Consider the following 14,191-nt stretch of genomic DNA (forward strand, 5'->3'; position numbering starts at 1 on the left):
AGAAGCGCCCGGAGAGTCTTCGCCGACTCGGTGGCGCCGGGGGACGTTTTCCGTTTCGGTGGGAGGGAGCCGTTCGCTTCCGTACGACGAAGGAGTCGTTCCATGGACATGGCCCTCGAAGTGATCATGCTGCCGGTCACCGACATCGACCGGGCGAAGGCCTTCTACCAGGACAAGCTGGGGTTCCACGTCGACCTCGACACGGAGGTGATGCCGGGTTCGCGCGTGGTGCAGCTGACGCCGCCCGGCTCGGGGTGTTCGATCGCGCTCGCCCAGGGCGTGCCGAGCCCGACGGGGACACCGCAGCCGGGCACGTACCACGGGCTGCAGCTGGTGGTCGCGGACGCCAAGACGGCGTACGAGGAACTGCGGGCGCGGGGCCTGGACGTCACCGAGCCCGTCCAGTACGCGCCGCAGGACGGCGGTACGTTCATGCACTTCACGGACCCGGACGGCAACGGCTGGGCCATCCAGGAGTACCGCGAACGCGCCGCGAAGCCGCTGCACCGGCTGATGGCGGAGCAGGCGGCGCAGCAGTAGCGGAGCGGTACGGTCCTGCCCGATCCTGCGCCGGACCGGGCAGGACCGGCGGGTCTGGTCGGCGAGCCGGGTCAGGACGCCGTTCCGGCGGAGCGGCCGGGCCAGCGGGTGAAGCGGCGCATCCCGCGCCGCGCGGGCCTGAGCGGCTGGTCCTCGGGGGCGAGCGCCCCCGGACCGGCCGCCGGTGTCCGCCCCGCGCCCTGTGCCTGGCCGGGGGGCAGCGCCGGTGCCCCGGACGGCGCCTGCACGGACCGTCCGCCCTGTGCGAGCCGGCTCTGCACGGCCCGCGCCATGGCCTGGTGGGACGGTTCCAGCAGCAGTCCCCCGGCCGACAGCTGTTCCCACATCCGCAGCAGTTCCTGCCCGCGGGTGGCGATCTGCGCCTCGTCCTCCAGCCGCTGCCAGGCCGCCGTGGCGCGGGCCACGTCGGGCGCCGCCCGGTTCAGGTCGACGCGGCAGCGGATGCGGGCGACGGTCAGCGCGAGGGTGATGGAGAGCGTGTAGTCGCCGCGCAGGTACGCGAGGTACGCCTCGATCGCCCGGGCCTCCAGGGAGAGTTCGTCCTCGGCGCCCCTGCGCAGCGTGAGGTGCTCCCGCAGTGCGCTGGCGAGGACGAACGCCGCGTGCAGCTCCTCGCGCTGCGCGTGCTGGATGACCCGCTCGACCCGGGCGAGCGGCGGGAACGCGGCCTCCTCGGCGGCGGTGCGCTCGTGCCCGGGCGGCAGGTCGTCCTCGTCGGCGATGGTGCGGCTCGACCCGTCGGGGTAGACCCGCACGCGGGCCACCTGCATCACGGTCCGGTCGATGACGGTGGCCGCCACCGGTGCGCCCAGGGTCCGGGCGAACATGGCGACGGCGTCGAGGATCGCCTCGTTCGGCGGCCGTTTCCCGCCCATCTGCAACAGGTGCCCGTTGACCACCGTCGACCCGTCCTCGGCCACGTAGGCGTCGAGGCGGACCAGCGGCGGCGCGCTGAGCACGGGCAGGTTCCCCTGCCCGCGGGGGACCGGCGAGTGGGACGACGACGAGTGCTGCATCCGCTCAGGCTCCAGGTCGGACGACACCGAGGATGGACATGGAGGCGGCCGGTGCGACCGTGATCGTGCGTCCGGGCCGCGGGGCGTGGACGATCTTCCCGTTCCCGATGTACATGCCCACGTGGGTGGCGTCGTTGAAGTAGATGATCAGGTCGCCGGGCTTCGCGGAGGACAGGCTCACCCGGGTCAGCCCCGCCCACTGCGCCTGCGAGGTACGGGGGATGGGGTGGCCGGCGCGCGCCCAGGCCACGGAGGTGAGTCCCGAGCAGTCGTACGCCGACGGGCCGACGGCGCCCCAGCCGTACGGCTTGCCGATCTGCGCCATGGCGAAGTCGACCGCCTTGGCGGCCGCGCCGGTCGCCGGCGACCCGCCGCCGAGCGAGCCGCCGTTCCCGGCGCCACCGCCGCCTCCGCCCCCGCTGCCGCCGGAGCCGCCCGAACCGCCGCCGGTGGAGGTGCCGCCGCCGGAGGAGGCCCACTGGGCCTCGGCCTCCTTGGCCTTGTCCCTCTCCAACTGGGCGAGCCTGCGGGCCTCGTCCGCCTTCAGCCCGGCCTCGACCTGCTCGGCCTCGGCGATCTTGCCCTCGATCTTCTTCTTCGCCTCGGCCTTGTCCGCGCGGCTGTCGCGGAGCTTGCGCAGCTCCTTCTCGGCGCTGTCGGTCTGCCGGTCCAGTTTCGCGCGGGCCGCCTTCTGGGTCTCGGCGACGTTGACCAGGCTGCGCAGTGCCTGCCGGGCCTGGGACGCCTCGTTCAGCGCCTGGTCGGGGTGCTCGCCGAGCAGCAACTGGACGCCGGTGGCGGCGAGGTCGCCGCCGCGGTACTGGGTACGGGCGGCGGCGCCCGACAGCTTCTGGAGCTCGTCCACCTTGGTCTCGGACCGGGCCAGGTCCTTGCGGAGGCTCTTGAGCCGCTTCTCCTGCTTGGTGGCCTTCTCGTTGGCGGCGTTGTACGCCTCGGTGGCCACCTCCGCGGTGCGGTAGAGGCCTTCCAGTTGGGCGTGGATCTCCTCGATGGACCCGCCCCGTGGGTCGGGTTCGCCCGGAGCCGCGTAACTCGGCGCCGACATCAGGGAGATGGCGAGGACAAGGGTCGTTATGGTGGCGGGGCTCCGCAGCCGTCTGCCGCCGGTCGACACGTTCATCAGCTTCACTCTCAGAGGTCGCGTGCAGGCGGCTCGGGCGGGACGTGGTGCCCGCCGCGGTGGCCACCACGGTTCATCCGGTGGGCCGTTCAAGCCTCGAACACACTACCTTCCCCCGTACCCCTGCCCCCTATGTCGCCCCACCCGCACCGTCCGCCATCCCGACCCCTCCGTCGACCCACACCCACCAACTCCGCCACGCCACCCATGGTCACGGAGGGTTATCGGTACGGTCCATGGGGTGAACCCGTACGCCGGGTCCGCGTACGGGTGGACGACAGCGCGCGCCGTACAGCCTGCGTCCACGACCGCCCGAGCGCCCTCAGGGTGCAGGCCACCCGCCACCAAAAGATGCAAAGAAAACCTTGCAACGCATCCTTTGCAAGCTTACCTTTGTACGCATGCCCGAGCCTCAGGATCCAGAAGTCCGCAATCTCGACGCCCGTTCCCTGCGCGGGCTCGCGCACCCCCTGCGCATGCAGTTGCTGGACGCCCTGCGCTTCGGCGGTCCGGCCACCGCTTCCCAACTCGCCGGGCAGCTCGGCGAGTCGAGCGGGGCCACCAGCTACCACCTGCGCCAGCTCGCGGCCCACGGCTTCATCGAGGACGCCCCCGAGCGGGGCAAGGGGCGGGAGCGGTGGTGGAAGGCGGTCCACAAGGGCCTGCGCTTCGACGACGCGCTGTTCACGGACGCCGCTCCCGACGTACGCGGGGCCGCCGACACGTACCTCCACGAGGTCGCTACCGCCCAGACCCGGGACCTGTCGACCTGGCTCGGCAACCGCCAGTCGTGGCCGGAGGAGTGGAACCGCACCTGGGACATGAGCAGCGCGACCCTGCGGCTGACGCCGGAACTGACCCGGGAGCTCGTCGAGAAGATGCACGCCCTCGTCGACACCTACCGCGACCGGGCCGCCGGCGAGGACGAGGCCGACACCGCCCAAGTACGCATCCAGACCCGCGCGTTCCCTCTCACCACGGAATGAAAGGCCGCAGCCCGATGCACCCTGAGACCTCCCTCGCCCTGCACCACGCCCGCGCCGCCGAACTCCGCGCCGAGGCCGACGCGTACCGGCTCGCCGCCTCGGCCCGGCCCCGCCGGGACCTCCGCACCCGCCTGGGCTGGACCCTCGTGGAGATAGGCCTGCGACTGACGACGACACCCGGCCCGGCGACCGCCGTTTGCTGACGCCGGGCTGGCTAGGGTGGCGGCCATGAGTGAGCGCCCCGGAACCCGGACCCTGTCGCCGGTGCTGTGCGGCGTGGACGACGGCGGCTGGGCGCCCGTCACCGCGGGCGAGTCGGGAGCGGCTGTCTTCCGCAGCGCGGACGCCACCCGGTACGCCAAGTGCGTGCCCGCCGCGGACGCGGCCGGCCTGGCGGCCGAGCGCGACCGGAGCGCCTGGCTGAGCGATCAGGGTGTGCCCGGTCCCCGGGTGCTCGACTGGCGGTCCGGGGACGCCGGCGCCTGTCTGGTGACGAGTGCCGTCTCCGGCGTACCGGCCGATCAGGTGTCCGCCGAAGACCTGCGGGCCGCCTGGGAACGCATCGCGGACGCGGTCCGCCGCCTGCACGGGACGTCCGTGGCCCGGTGCCCCTTCCGCCGGGGCCTGGACGCCATGGTCGCCACGGCACGCGACGTCGTGGCGCGCGACGCCGTCAACCCGGAGTTCCTCCCCGTCGACCAACAGCACATCCCCGCCGCGGAGTTGCTGGACCGCCTCACCCCGCAGCTCCCACGGCGACGGGAGCAGGAAGTCGCCGACACGGTCGTCTGCCACGGGGACCTGTGTCTGCCCAACATCGTGCTCGATCCGCACACCCTGGACGTGTCGGGCTTCATCGACCTGGGCCGCCTGGGACCGGCCGACCGCTACGCCGACCTGGCGCTGCTGCTCACCAACGCACGGGAGACGTGGCGGGACGAGGAGCAGGCTGAGGAGGCGGACAGGTCCTTCGCCGAGCGGTACGGCATCACCCTCGACCACGACCGCCTGCGCTTCTACCTCCACCTGGACCCGCTCACCTGGGGCTGACCGACTCCCGGGGACCAGGGGCCCGCCCGGCTCCGGCCCGGCGACACGAACGCCTGCCGGTACCCGGGTGCCCGGCGCCGCCCACCCGCCGCGAGGCGCCCCCGCTCAGGCCAGCAGAACGTCCTCGCCCGCCGTCACCGGAACGACCCGTTCGGCCGGCGGGGCCTCCGCCTTCACCGGTACACCGAAGTCCGACAGGGTCATAGTCGTCACCGCTTTCATGCCGCCGAAGTAGGACAGCCGGACCCGCACGGCGCGGCCCTTCCCGTCGACCCACGCATCCGCGTAGACGGGCACGTCCTCACCCAGCTTCTCGCGCACCTCGGCCAGCCCCCGCTTCGTCTCCGCCGTCATCCGGAGCGTCGCGGTGGCGTGGTCGACCGTGCCCCGGTAGTGCACCGCGGAGACGCCGTCCACCTGCTCCTCGCCCTCCTTCGTGACCTGCCGCATCGCCTTCACCTGGCGGAGCAGGTGCTCGGGGTCGTTCAGCGGCGCGCGCAGGAAGTAGCGGGTCAGGGCCTCGTCGCGGGCGGCCGAGGCCCACTTGCCCTCGTCCACGGCCCGCGAGCCCCGTACATAGACGGTGTCGCCGACGAAGACCTCTTCGACGGGCTCCATACCGCTGTCGTCGAGCCCCACCGTGAGCCGGCCCCGGTCGCCCGCCAGATCGAAGGCGCCACCGATCGAGAACACGTACGTCGTGGAACTGTCCCTGGCCCGCATCTCAACCGTCTCGTCCAGCCGGGCGCTGTCGGCACTCGCCCTATCGACCGCGGCACGCACGACAGCCCCATGATCCGCGCCCTCCTTCGCCCTCTCCTCCGAGTCACCGTCCCCACCGCCGGAACAGGCGGTGCAGAGCAGAAGGAGGGCAACGGAGAGGAGGGGTACGCGGCGCATGGGTTCTCCGAGATTCTCCGAGGAATCGTCACTGCGGTGGGACGGGGCCCGAAAGGGCCTGACGATCTTCGCACGGAACCGGCGGAGGGCCGAAGGCACTATGACGTCCCTGCGTCAGGAGGCGGTGATCACCGTCTCCTGATCGCACATACCTTCTTCGAGCTCCTGGATGTCGCGGTCGCCGGAGGCCACGCAGATCCAGCGGGTCGGTTCCTCCGTGTACGTCCAGCTGCCGGGGTCCGCGAGCAGTTCGTCCAGCTCCTGCCCGCAGACCTCCTCACCGGTGTGGTCAGCCGGCCATGCGTCCGACCGGAACACCTTGATGAAGCCGAGCGGCTGCCAGCAGCGGATCAGCCGGGAGAAGCGCGGAATGTGCCGCGGCCACTCCCGTTCGTCCTCGCTGCCGGACCAGTCCGCCAGCAGACTCCAGAGGTCCGAGCCTTCTCCTCCGTTGACATAGAGGCAGTACTCGTCGTCCTCCCAGTCCTTCACCGAAGGTCTCCTACAACACCGGCAGGTTCTTCCGCAGTTCGAAGGCCGTCACCTCGGAGCGGTACTCCTCCCACTCCTGGCGCTTGTTGCGCAGAAAGTGACGTTGGCCCGGAGCGACCTCGCGCGATCGACATTGGTGCAGCGCCGACCTGTGGTCAAGCGGTCGTCATTGGTCACTGTTGGTCGCTGTGGGCCGCCCCTTGACGACCCACAGACGGCCCGGGGCCGGTCCAGAAGACTAACGGACGAGGGCCAGCATGCATGACCGCACTCTCAGGAGATTCGACCTCGCCCTGGGTACATCTGTGGCAGCCTATTGCTACTGCCAGCCAGGTCACTCGCACCGGGGAGATGCAATGAACTCGGACAACTCTTTCTTGACTGAATTTTCCAGCTATAGACGCCTCACAAAAAAAGAGGAAGAAGACGCCTTTAATTCATCAACCATAGTGCTTGACGCTAATGTTCTACTTGACCTCTATCGAGTCACACCTGTCGCCCGTCAGGAAATCCTTGGAGTTCTCGCTTCCGTGGCGGAAAGGACGCACATCCCCCATCAAGTGGCATCGGAATTTCACAAAAATCGCATCAAGGCCGCAAAGGATCAAATCGACTTCTATGAAGCAATTAGTAAATCCCTCGGAACATTGCGAAGTCAAACTTTGCAAAAACTTAGCGAGTTCGCCAATCGATGCGCCCTGACCGACGAAGAGAAAGAGGCATTGCAGCTCCCTCTCGGCAAGGCATTCGAATCGGCAGCAAAGGAGATCCGGGACTTTGAAGAACGGTTCGACCTCGACTTAAAGCGAGTCCTTAACGATGACCCGATCTTGCATCACCTCTCGGAGATCTACAGCGGTAGAGTAGGAAAGCCATTCACTGTTGAACAAAAGAAGACGGCCCTTAAGGAGGCGGAGGATCGCCGAAACCAGAAGAAGCCTCCAGGCTACAAGGACGGGAACAAAGCTACAAACCCTCACGGAGACTACTTCGTCTGGGAGCAGATTCTAACCGTAGCGGAAAACAGCAAGACTCCGATCCTATTCGTCTCCAACGACGACAAAGAAGATTGGGTCACCAAGGTGCTAGACTTCACAATTGGACCACGAGAGGAGCTGGTAGAGGAGATCCAAAAGCGAGCAGGTGTCGCATTCCACATAATGAAGTTTCCCACTTTTCTTAAAACCGCTAGGCATAGATCTAGCGAATCGATTAGCGATCAGACGTTGGTGCAAGCACAAATGGTCGAAAGCAACGTCTATCAATTTCCCTGGAAAACGGCAACCAAAGTAATTCCGCTAGAGATTATCCAGCCATTCGCTGAATCAATCACGCGAGACCTCGAGTCGGCGAAAATTAAGTACCAGGCAGCCCTCGCAAAGAAATCCGAGAGCGATGGGACCGACTTGGCCCCTTGGGATCTAGACCTGATCGACCAAGAGGTCGAGTTCGCCGAAACCATGCTGGAATCCAAGCAGGAGGATTACGACCTATTCGAGCGAGCTATATCCAGCGCAGAAGAGACAGATGACGGTATTTCCATCACGCTACCTGAATACTTGCACAAAAGATTCCCTTTCATCATGAAAAATGTATATGGAAGTCGGGTGACGAGAACCGATCACATTCCTCCAGGGAACGAGTAGACCTCTCTGGGTTCGGAAATTAATCTCGCCCACTTCTTAGCGCTTCACTTCGAACCCCTAACACTCGTAATTAGAGCCGCGGCCTACCCGCTCTATCGACTCGTCAATACTGCGAAGTGGGCCCTTTACGACCGCGGGAGGCAGCTCGGAATGCGTGGAATTGGAGATCACCTCAGCATTGGTGAACGCATCGCGTTCTACCGGAAGCGACGCGGCTATACACAAGAGGTGCTCGCCGGACTGGTCGGGCGTAGCACTGACTGGTTGGCGAAGATCGATACGGGGCGCCGGAAGCCTCCCCGTATCGACATGCTCGCGGAGCTGTCGCACATCATGCGCGTGCCCCTCAGTGATCTGCTCGGTCAAAGCGTGCTTATGGAGGACGAGAGGCAGCAGGACGACGTTCCGGCCGTGTGCGACGCGCTCATGAGCCCGCGCCGGCTGTCTCGTTTGCTCTTCGGTCTTGGGGCTGAGGTGCAGCTTCCTACACCCGTACCCACAGCCGTACGTGTGGAGCACGCGTGGAACGACTACCAGGGTGGGCGGCTCGGCAGCGTCATCGCCGCACTCCGCACTCCTCCAAACTGCGCAGGAGCTGGAGGAGCGAGCGGCACGACGCGGCAAGGACCGTAGCAACTGATGGGCCGTCTCGGCTCGTACTCACCACCTCGCCGCGACGACGCTCGCGAAGATCGGCGAATCGGACGACCCGCTCATACCAGCATCAGCCGCACGATCCGGCGCACACGCCCTCCTAGCAAACGGCCGGTATGACGACGCGCTGGGCTAGGGCCTGCATCTGGTCGTGATCAAGGGTTGATTCGCATAAGGCGTTGATCCAGATCATGGAGGCGCGCAGGTGTAGGTCGGCGAGGTAGCTCTGAGGGGTCTTGTCGTAGCGGGTGGCGATGCCGCGCCAGACTTTCAGCTTGTTAATCAGGCGCTCGACAGTGTTCCTCTCCTTGTGGAGAGCGGTGTTGTGACCGACGGGTCAACCGCCCCTGCGGCCCTTCTCCTCCGGGATGACTGCCTTGATCTGGCGTCGCTGCAGGCAGGAACGGCTGCCGCGGGACGAGTACGCCTTATCACCGGCGACCGCGTCCGGCCGGATGCGGGGACGGCCGACCGGTCCGGGGACGCGCACTTTCTTCAGCACGGGGATGAACTGCGGGTTGTCGGCGACCTGTCCGGCGGTCAGGATAAGCGCGAGCGGACAGCACTTGCGGTCGGCGGCGATGTGGATCTTGCTGGTCTGGCCGCTGCGCCAGTGCCCGAGCAGGGCCGCTTTCAGTCGGAGTCGGTGTCGCCTTCGCCGGTGGCGTTGTTTTTGCCGACCCGGATCGCTGCCGCCGGATCGTCCGTCTTGTCCTTGCTCATCGCCCCCTTTGACAGGTCCTTACCCTCCTTCGCGGCGGCCTTCTCCAGGGCACTGAGCACCTCCTCACCGAGCTGCATCCCGGCGGCGTCGTGATGGGCGCGGGCGGTGGTCGAATCCACGCTGACCAGCGACAAATCCACCTCACCACGCCTCGCAGCCTCAGCTGTCAGACCCTCCAGCAGGGCCTCGAAGACGCGGCGTCCCGCCACTACCCACCTGTCTTGAAGCGCCAGATCACGCCCTCGAACTGCTGCCGCAGCCGCTCGGGATACGGGCCGTACGCGCCGTACGGCAGGTACGGCTCGATGAACTCCCATGCCCTGCCCGTCAGTTGCACCCACGTCATGCATAACGATCTGCCAGATCACTCACGAGACGTGGGCAAGTCCCACGATTCATCACGACCGCTGCAGTAGCGCCGTGAACCGCTTCTCCACGTCCTCGGCCGGGCCGATCGGACGCAGGTCCGGGTCAAGGAGGCCGAGAAGGTCCCGGGCTTCCGTCCAGGGGATCCCGAGAGCCTTGTCAAGGGCCAGCAGCAGACGCAGCGGGGTGAGAGTGAAGCCCTCGTCACCTCTGAGCGCCTCGATCATCGCAAGCAGACCGGCACCATCGGCCGCCAGCTCACGAATGTCTTCCGTTACCTCGTCCACTGCTGTTCCCGCCTTTTGTTCCGGAGAGTTTCCCCTCCAGGCCATACACAGATGATCTACCAGATCGTGCCACGAGACGGGGCGCTCCCACAGATTGATCACGACCAGATAAAGGCCCTAGTGCCGTGACCGGAAGGTGCCCGGAATCGGGATCGGTGAGGGACTGGATGAGTAGTTCGAAGGATCGGGCAGCCTGTGCACTGGACCTGAGAGGATCGCGCCGTGACCATCAACCTGCATGACTTCGACGGCGAACACTCGCTGACGCTGGATGCCGGTGGCCTGGCTGCCGATGCCGCAGTAACTGCCACCGGGCACGAGCCGAACGGGTACTTCTGGGAAGGTCTCGTGCGGTTTGCCTGGCCGGACATTGCAGAGCGCCTCGGTTTCGACAGCGAGGCTGGCATGTTCTACGCGATCGGGAGTTCTAGCGACCTTGCGCGGCTCAAGACCGCCGTTGAATCCGTCATCACGAGCCCCGAGGCAGTCCGGGACATCATTGCCCGTGCGGAGAATTCGGGCTTCGAGTTCGATGACTAAGGGCTGTCCCGTGACTTCCCCGAACTGGGCGAAGTCAGGCTGCAGCCAGCAGTGGTCTGCCGCTCCAGCCGAGACCTCGTTCGCTGCGGATGCGTGCGGGCTCGCGTCGTTGGGCGACCAGGGCGTCAGGGTTACGGGCGTCGTCGTTCCGGCAGCATAGGCAGGCATGCAGGACCCGGGGCTGGACGGCGTGGTTCGGATGGTTGGAGTTGGCCGGGGTGAACTGCCGCAGCAGGCCGAAGTGAGCCTCGATGGGATTGGCCCAGGACGCGTAGGTGGGTGCGAAGCACGGCTCGATCTCGTTCTCTGTCGCCACCTGCGGATCTTCCAGTTCAGGTGGGCGGAGAGGTTGTCGAGGATCACACAGATCGGGGCGCCGTCCGGACGAGCAACCCGGTGAACCCATGCGGTCACAGCACTAGGCACCGGCAACGATGGAGGCGTGGACAGTCTCTACGGCGGCACCACTCCGGACGGCCCGGAGACGGCGCAGGCCAGCGAGGAGCCGAAAGGCCGACGGTCCGTGACCGTCGGCCCCCACGCCTCAATGCGGTGAAGAACGTACCGTGACCTGCAACTACAGCACCGGCAGGTTCTTCCGCAGTTCGAAGGCCGTGACCTCGCTGCGGTACTCCTCCCACTCCTGGCGCTTGTTGCGGAGGAAGAAGTCGAAGACGTGCTCGCCGAGTGTCTCGGCGACCAGCTCGCTGCGCTCCATCAGCGTCAGCGACTCGCCCAGGTTCTGGGGCAGCGGCTCGATGCCCAGCGCGCGGCGCTCCGCGTCGCGCAGGGCCCAGACGTCGTCGTCGGCGCCCGGCGGCAGCTCGTAGCCCTCCTCGATGCCCTTGAGGCCCGCCGCCAGCAGGACCGCGTACGACAGGTACGGGTTCGCGCCCGAGTCGAGCGAGCGGACCTCCACCCGCGCCGAACCCGTCTTGCCCGGCTTGTACATCGGGACGCGGACCAGGGCCGAGCGGTTGTTGTGGCCCCAGCAGATGTACGAGGGGGCCTCGCCGCCGGCGCCCGCGGTGCGCTCGGAGCCGCCCCAGATGCGCTTGTACGAGTTGACCCACTGGTTGGTGATCGCGGCGATCTCCGCCGAGTGCTTCAGCAGGCCCGCGATGAAGGAGCGGCCGACCTTGGAGAGCTGGTACTCGGCGCCCGACTCGTAGAACGCGTTGCGGTCGCCCTCGAAGAGCGAGAGGTGCGTGTGCATCCCCGAACCGGGGTGCTCGCTGAACGGCTTGGGCATGAACGTCGCCTGGACGCCCTGCTCCAGCGCCACCTGCTTCATGACCAGCCGGAACGTCATGATGTTGTCGGCCGTGGAGAGCGCGTCCGCGTACCGCAGGTCGATCTCCTGCTGGCCCGGCGCGCCCTCGTGGTGGGAGAACTCGACCGAGATGCCCATCGACTCCAGCATGGTGATCGCCTGGCGGCGGAAGTCCATGCCGACGTTGTGCGGGGTGTGGTCGAAGTAGCCGGAGTTGTCGGCCGGGGTCGGCCGTGAGCCGTCCGTCGGCTTGTCCTTCAGCAGGAAGAACTCGATCTCCGGGTGCGTGTAGAAGGTGAAGCCCAGGTCGGAGGCCTTGGCCAGGGACCGCTTCAACACGTACCGCGGGTCCGCGAAGGACGGCGAGCCGTCCGGCATCAGGATGTCGCAGAACATCCGGGCGGTGCCGGGGGCCTCGGCGCGCCACGGCAGGACCTGGAAGGTCGACGGGTCCGGCTTGGCGATCATGTCGGACTCGTAGACGCGGGCGAAGCCCTCGATGGCCGATCCGTCGAAGCCGATGCCCTCGTCGAAGGCCTGTTCCAGCTCCGCCGGGGCCACGGCCACGGATTTGAGGAAGCCCAGCACGTCCGTGAACCACAAGCGTACGAAACGGATGTCGCGCTCCTCCAACGTACGGAGCACGAACTCCTGCTGCTTGTCCATCTTCCGCTTCCACCCAATCTTGCTGGTCAGGCCGCCTGCTCCCGTCCCAGGGAGGCGGTCGGGCACCTGCGCATCACACCACAACAGCATTTCATGCGCGTTGCGGGCCCCGTCCGTCCGGCCGACCTCCGCCCGAACGCCGCACGTACGGCACATGTACTGCCACGACTGCTGCCATGACTACTGCCACGACGCCCATCTTGCCCGCTGGGCGCCGCGCAGGAAACGGCCGACCGCCGCCGTCTCCCCCTCCGTGTCCCCTACCGGATGCCAGCCGTCTCCCTCGCCGGATCCCTCTCACCCTTCCCGCACTCCCTATAAGTTGCATCTCAGATGCAAGTTTTAATACGGTGCCGTCAGCCGAGCCGAGGAGCCCCGATGCTGTCCGAGCAGTCCGCTGCCGTCGTCCGCGCCACCCTTCCCGCCGTCGGCGGGGCCCTGCCGGAGATAAGCGACCGCTTCTACGCGGGCCTCTTCGCGGCCCGTCCCGAGTTGCTGCGCGACCTCTTCAACCGGGGCAACCAGTCCTCCGGCACCCAGCGCCAGGCCCTGGCCGGCGCCTTCGCCGCCTTCGCGGCCCAGCTCGTCGAGCGGCCGGACGTACGCCCCGACGCGATGCTCCATCGCATCGCGCACAAGCACGCCTCCCTGGGCATCGCCCCCGAGCAGTACCCGGTCGTCCACGAGCACCTCTTCGCGGCCCTCGCCGACGTGCTCGGCGAGGCGGTCACCCCGCAGGTGGCCGCCGCCTGGACGGAGGTCTACTGGCTGATGGCGAACGCGCTCGTCGCCGTCGAGAAGCGGCTGTACGCGGCGACGGAGGCGAGCGGTACGGGCGGCTGGCGCACCTGGGAGGTCGTCGAGCGCGTCGCGGAGACCGCCGACGTGGCGACCTTCCTCCTCCGCCCCGCCGACGGCGCCCCCGCGCCCGCCTTCCGGGCCGGCCAGTACGTCTCCGTACGCGTCGAACTGCCGGACGGCGCACGCCAGGCGCGCCAGTACAGCATCGTCGGCGCCCCCGATCCGTCCGTACGCCGGATCGGGGTGAAGCGGGTGCACGGCGGCGGGACCCCCGACGGGGAGGTCTCCAACCACCTCCACGCGCGCGTGCAGGTCGGCAGCACGCTCGAACTGTCCGCCCCGTACGGCGATCTCGTGCTCGACGCCGGGGACCGGACCCCGCTGCTGCTCGCCTCCGCGGGCATCGGCGTGACGCCGATGATCGCCATGCTGGAGCAGCTCGTGGCGAGCGGGCACGGCGCCCCGGTGACCGTGGTGCACGCCGACCGCTCCCCCGCGGAGCACGCACTGCGGGCGGAGCACGAGGCGTACGCGGCCAAGCTGGAGGACGCGGTGGCGCACTTCTGGTACGAGCGGCCGCAGCCGGGCCACCCGGCCGACCGCACCGGCCTGGTCGACCTCTCCGGAGTGCCGCTGGCGCCGGGCACGCGCGCGTACCTGTGCGGACCCCTCCCCTTCATGCGGGCGGTCCGCGCCCAGCTCCTGGAGAAGGGCCTCGCCCCCGCCGACATCCACTACGAGGTCTTCGGCCCCGACCTCTGGCTCGCCGCCCCGTAAGGGGCGCGGGGAGCTGCGCGGCCCGCCCCCACCCCGGCTCGCAGACGGAACACAGCCCCGGCGGAGCCCTACCTCATCGTGATGCCCAGCAGCAGCGCCCCCGTCGGGGCGGCGACCATGTCCTCCCCCGTCAGCGGACCCAGCGAGGCGTAGAACGCCTCCTGGGCCCGCCGCAAGGCGCCCCGCAGCCGGCACCCCGAGCTCAGCGGGCAGGGCGCGGCCCCGTCGCAGTCGACGACGTCACCCTCCCCCTCGAAGGACCGCACGACCGCGCCGACCGAGGCCGTCCGCCCCGCCTCGGTGAGCGTGAG

Annotated in this window: 15 protein-coding genes and 3 pseudogenes; 8 read left to right on the forward strand and 10 right to left on the reverse strand. The window is 67.9% G+C overall.

The window, feature by feature from the left end; all coding sequences use genetic code 11:
- Nucleotides 1-102 precede the first annotated feature (102 nt).
- Nucleotides 103-540 carry a VOC family protein gene (locus FGF04_RS23980; RefSeq protein ID WP_149513342.1) on the forward strand — a complete coding sequence of 146 codons (438 nt, stop codon included), beginning with the start codon at nt 103-105 and terminating at the stop codon, nt 538-540.
- A gap of 71 nt (nt 541-611) precedes the next feature.
- On the opposite strand, the gene FGF04_RS23985 is transcribed toward FGF04_RS23980, so the two are convergent.
- Both FGF04_RS23985 and FGF04_RS23990 read right to left on the reverse strand, forming a co-directional pair.
- Nucleotides 612-1,577, reverse strand: coding sequence for a hypothetical protein (locus FGF04_RS23985; protein ID WP_149513343.1), 966 nt, complete (start codon nt 1,575-1,577; stop codon nt 612-614).
- Nucleotides 1,578-1,581: 4 nt separating this feature from the next.
- Nucleotides 1,582-2,718 (reverse strand): C40 family peptidase, encoded by a 1,137-nt coding sequence (locus tag FGF04_RS23990; protein WP_149513344.1) that lies wholly within the window; start codon nt 2,716-2,718, stop codon nt 1,582-1,584.
- 401 nt (nt 2,719-3,119) lie between these two features.
- Between FGF04_RS23990 and FGF04_RS23995 the strand changes: the two genes are divergently transcribed.
- The 3 genes from FGF04_RS23995 to FGF04_RS24005 are packed head-to-tail and all read left to right on the forward strand — an operon-like array spanning nt 3,120 to nt 4,754.
- Nucleotides 3,120-3,704 (forward strand): ArsR/SmtB family transcription factor, encoded by a 585-nt coding sequence (locus FGF04_RS23995; RefSeq protein ID WP_149513345.1) that lies wholly within the window; start codon nt 3,120-3,122, stop codon nt 3,702-3,704.
- Nucleotides 3,705-3,718: 14 nt separating this feature from the next.
- Complete coding sequence (locus tag FGF04_RS24000; RefSeq protein ID WP_149513346.1) at nt 3,719-3,907, forward strand: hypothetical protein; 189 nt, start codon at nt 3,719-3,721, stop codon at nt 3,905-3,907.
- Between the two features lie 25 nt (nt 3,908-3,932).
- Nucleotides 3,933-4,754: an APH(3'') family aminoglycoside O-phosphotransferase gene (locus FGF04_RS24005; protein WP_149513347.1), complete on the forward strand. Its 822-nt coding sequence runs from the start codon at nt 3,933-3,935 to the stop codon at nt 4,752-4,754.
- Between the two features lie 105 nt (nt 4,755-4,859).
- Here the strand turns inward: FGF04_RS24005 and FGF04_RS24010 are convergent, their stop codons facing one another.
- The 3 genes and pseudogenes from FGF04_RS24010 to FGF04_RS42090 form a co-directional block, all read right to left on the reverse strand.
- Nucleotides 4,860-5,477 carry an LppX_LprAFG lipoprotein gene (locus FGF04_RS24010; RefSeq protein ID WP_235882458.1) on the reverse strand — a complete coding sequence of 206 codons (618 nt, stop codon included), beginning with the start codon at nt 5,475-5,477 and terminating at the stop codon, nt 4,860-4,862.
- A 291-nt stretch (nt 5,478-5,768) separates the two neighbouring features.
- Nucleotides 5,769-6,146: a hypothetical protein gene (locus FGF04_RS24015; RefSeq protein ID WP_149513349.1), complete on the reverse strand. Its 378-nt coding sequence runs from the start codon at nt 6,144-6,146 to the stop codon at nt 5,769-5,771.
- 10 nt (nt 6,147-6,156) lie between these two features.
- Nucleotides 6,157-6,243 (reverse strand): annotated as a pseudogene (locus tag FGF04_RS42090) (glutamine synthetase); the annotation flags it as partial.
- Between the two features lie 259 nt (nt 6,244-6,502).
- On the opposite strand from FGF04_RS42090, the gene FGF04_RS24025 reads away from it, so the two are divergent.
- Both FGF04_RS24025 and FGF04_RS24030 read left to right on the forward strand, forming a co-directional pair.
- Nucleotides 6,503-7,792: a PIN domain-containing protein gene (locus FGF04_RS24025; RefSeq protein ID WP_149513350.1), complete on the forward strand. Its 1,290-nt coding sequence runs from the start codon at nt 6,503-6,505 to the stop codon at nt 7,790-7,792.
- 150 nt (nt 7,793-7,942) lie between these two features.
- Nucleotides 7,943-8,425, forward strand: a complete 483-nt coding sequence (locus FGF04_RS24030) for a helix-turn-helix domain-containing protein (protein WP_235882459.1) — start codon at nt 7,943-7,945, stop codon at nt 8,423-8,425.
- A gap of 121 nt (nt 8,426-8,546) precedes the next feature.
- Here the strand turns inward: FGF04_RS24030 and FGF04_RS24035 are convergent.
- Together FGF04_RS24035 and FGF04_RS24040 are read right to left on the reverse strand one after the other, a co-directional pair.
- Nucleotides 8,547-9,516, reverse strand: a pseudogene (locus FGF04_RS24035) (IS5 family transposase).
- Nucleotides 9,517-9,568: 52 nt separating this feature from the next.
- Nucleotides 9,569-9,823 (reverse strand): hypothetical protein, encoded by a 255-nt coding sequence (locus tag FGF04_RS24040; RefSeq protein WP_149513351.1) that lies wholly within the window; start codon nt 9,821-9,823, stop codon nt 9,569-9,571.
- 222 nt (nt 9,824-10,045) lie between these two features.
- On the opposite strand from FGF04_RS24040, the gene FGF04_RS24045 reads away from it, so the two are divergent.
- Nucleotides 10,046-10,363, forward strand: a complete 318-nt coding sequence (locus FGF04_RS24045; protein ID WP_149513352.1) for an Imm51 family immunity protein — start codon at nt 10,046-10,048, stop codon at nt 10,361-10,363.
- Nucleotides 10,364-10,397: 34 nt separating this feature from the next.
- On the opposite strand, the pseudogene FGF04_RS24050 reads toward FGF04_RS24045, so the two are convergent.
- Together FGF04_RS24050 and FGF04_RS24055 are read right to left on the reverse strand one after the other, a co-directional pair.
- Nucleotides 10,398-10,759: pseudogene (locus tag FGF04_RS24050) on the reverse strand (transposase); the annotation flags it as partial.
- Nucleotides 10,760-10,940: 181 nt separating this feature from the next.
- Nucleotides 10,941-12,302, reverse strand: coding sequence for a glutamine synthetase family protein (locus FGF04_RS24055; RefSeq protein ID WP_149513353.1), 1,362 nt, complete (start codon nt 12,300-12,302; stop codon nt 10,941-10,943).
- Between the two features lie 378 nt (nt 12,303-12,680).
- Here FGF04_RS24055 and FGF04_RS24060 point away from each other — a divergent pair, with 378 nt between their 5' ends.
- Entirely contained in the window at nt 12,681-13,880 is a 1,200-nt protein-coding gene (locus tag FGF04_RS24060) for a globin domain-containing protein (protein WP_149513354.1), read from the forward strand.
- Nucleotides 13,881-13,948: 68 nt separating this feature from the next.
- On the opposite strand, the gene FGF04_RS24065 is transcribed toward FGF04_RS24060, so the two are convergent.
- Nucleotides 13,949-14,191, reverse strand: a 243-nt coding sequence (locus FGF04_RS24065; protein WP_223146400.1) for an Rrf2 family transcriptional regulator, incomplete at its 5' end; no start/stop codon positions are given.

Source organism: Streptomyces apricus (assembly GCF_008369065.1).
Taxonomy (GTDB): domain Bacteria; phylum Actinomycetota; class Actinomycetes; order Streptomycetales; family Streptomycetaceae; genus Streptomyces; species Streptomyces apricus.

Excerpts from the sequence above, each read along its gene's own strand:
- FGF04_RS23980 (WP_149513342.1), top strand. The coding sequence starts at position 103 with ATGGACATGGCCCTCGAAGTGATCATGCTGCCGGTCACCGACATCGAC.
- FGF04_RS23985 (WP_149513343.1), bottom strand. The coding sequence starts at position 1,577 with ATGCAGCACTCGTCGTCGTCCCACTCGCCGGTCCCCCGCGGGCAGGGG.
- FGF04_RS23990 (WP_149513344.1), bottom strand. The coding sequence starts at position 2,718 with ATGAACGTGTCGACCGGCGGCAGACGGCTGCGGAGCCCCGCCACCATA.
- FGF04_RS23995 (WP_149513345.1), top strand. The coding sequence starts at position 3,120 with ATGCCCGAGCCTCAGGATCCAGAAGTCCGCAATCTCGACGCCCGTTCC.
- FGF04_RS24000 (WP_149513346.1), top strand. The coding sequence starts at position 3,719 with ATGCACCCTGAGACCTCCCTCGCCCTGCACCACGCCCGCGCCGCCGAA.
- FGF04_RS24005 (WP_149513347.1), top strand. The coding sequence starts at position 3,933 with ATGAGTGAGCGCCCCGGAACCCGGACCCTGTCGCCGGTGCTGTGCGGC.
- FGF04_RS24010 (WP_235882458.1), bottom strand. The coding sequence starts at position 5,477 with ATGCGGGCCAGGGACAGTTCCACGACGTACGTGTTCTCGATCGGTGGC.
- FGF04_RS24025 (WP_149513350.1), top strand. The coding sequence starts at position 6,503 with ATGAACTCGGACAACTCTTTCTTGACTGAATTTTCCAGCTATAGACGC.
- FGF04_RS24030 (WP_235882459.1), top strand. The coding sequence starts at position 7,943 with ATGCGTGGAATTGGAGATCACCTCAGCATTGGTGAACGCATCGCGTTC.
- FGF04_RS24055 (WP_149513353.1), bottom strand. The coding sequence starts at position 12,302 with ATGGACAAGCAGCAGGAGTTCGTGCTCCGTACGTTGGAGGAGCGCGAC.
- FGF04_RS24060 (WP_149513354.1), top strand. The coding sequence starts at position 12,681 with ATGCTGTCCGAGCAGTCCGCTGCCGTCGTCCGCGCCACCCTTCCCGCC.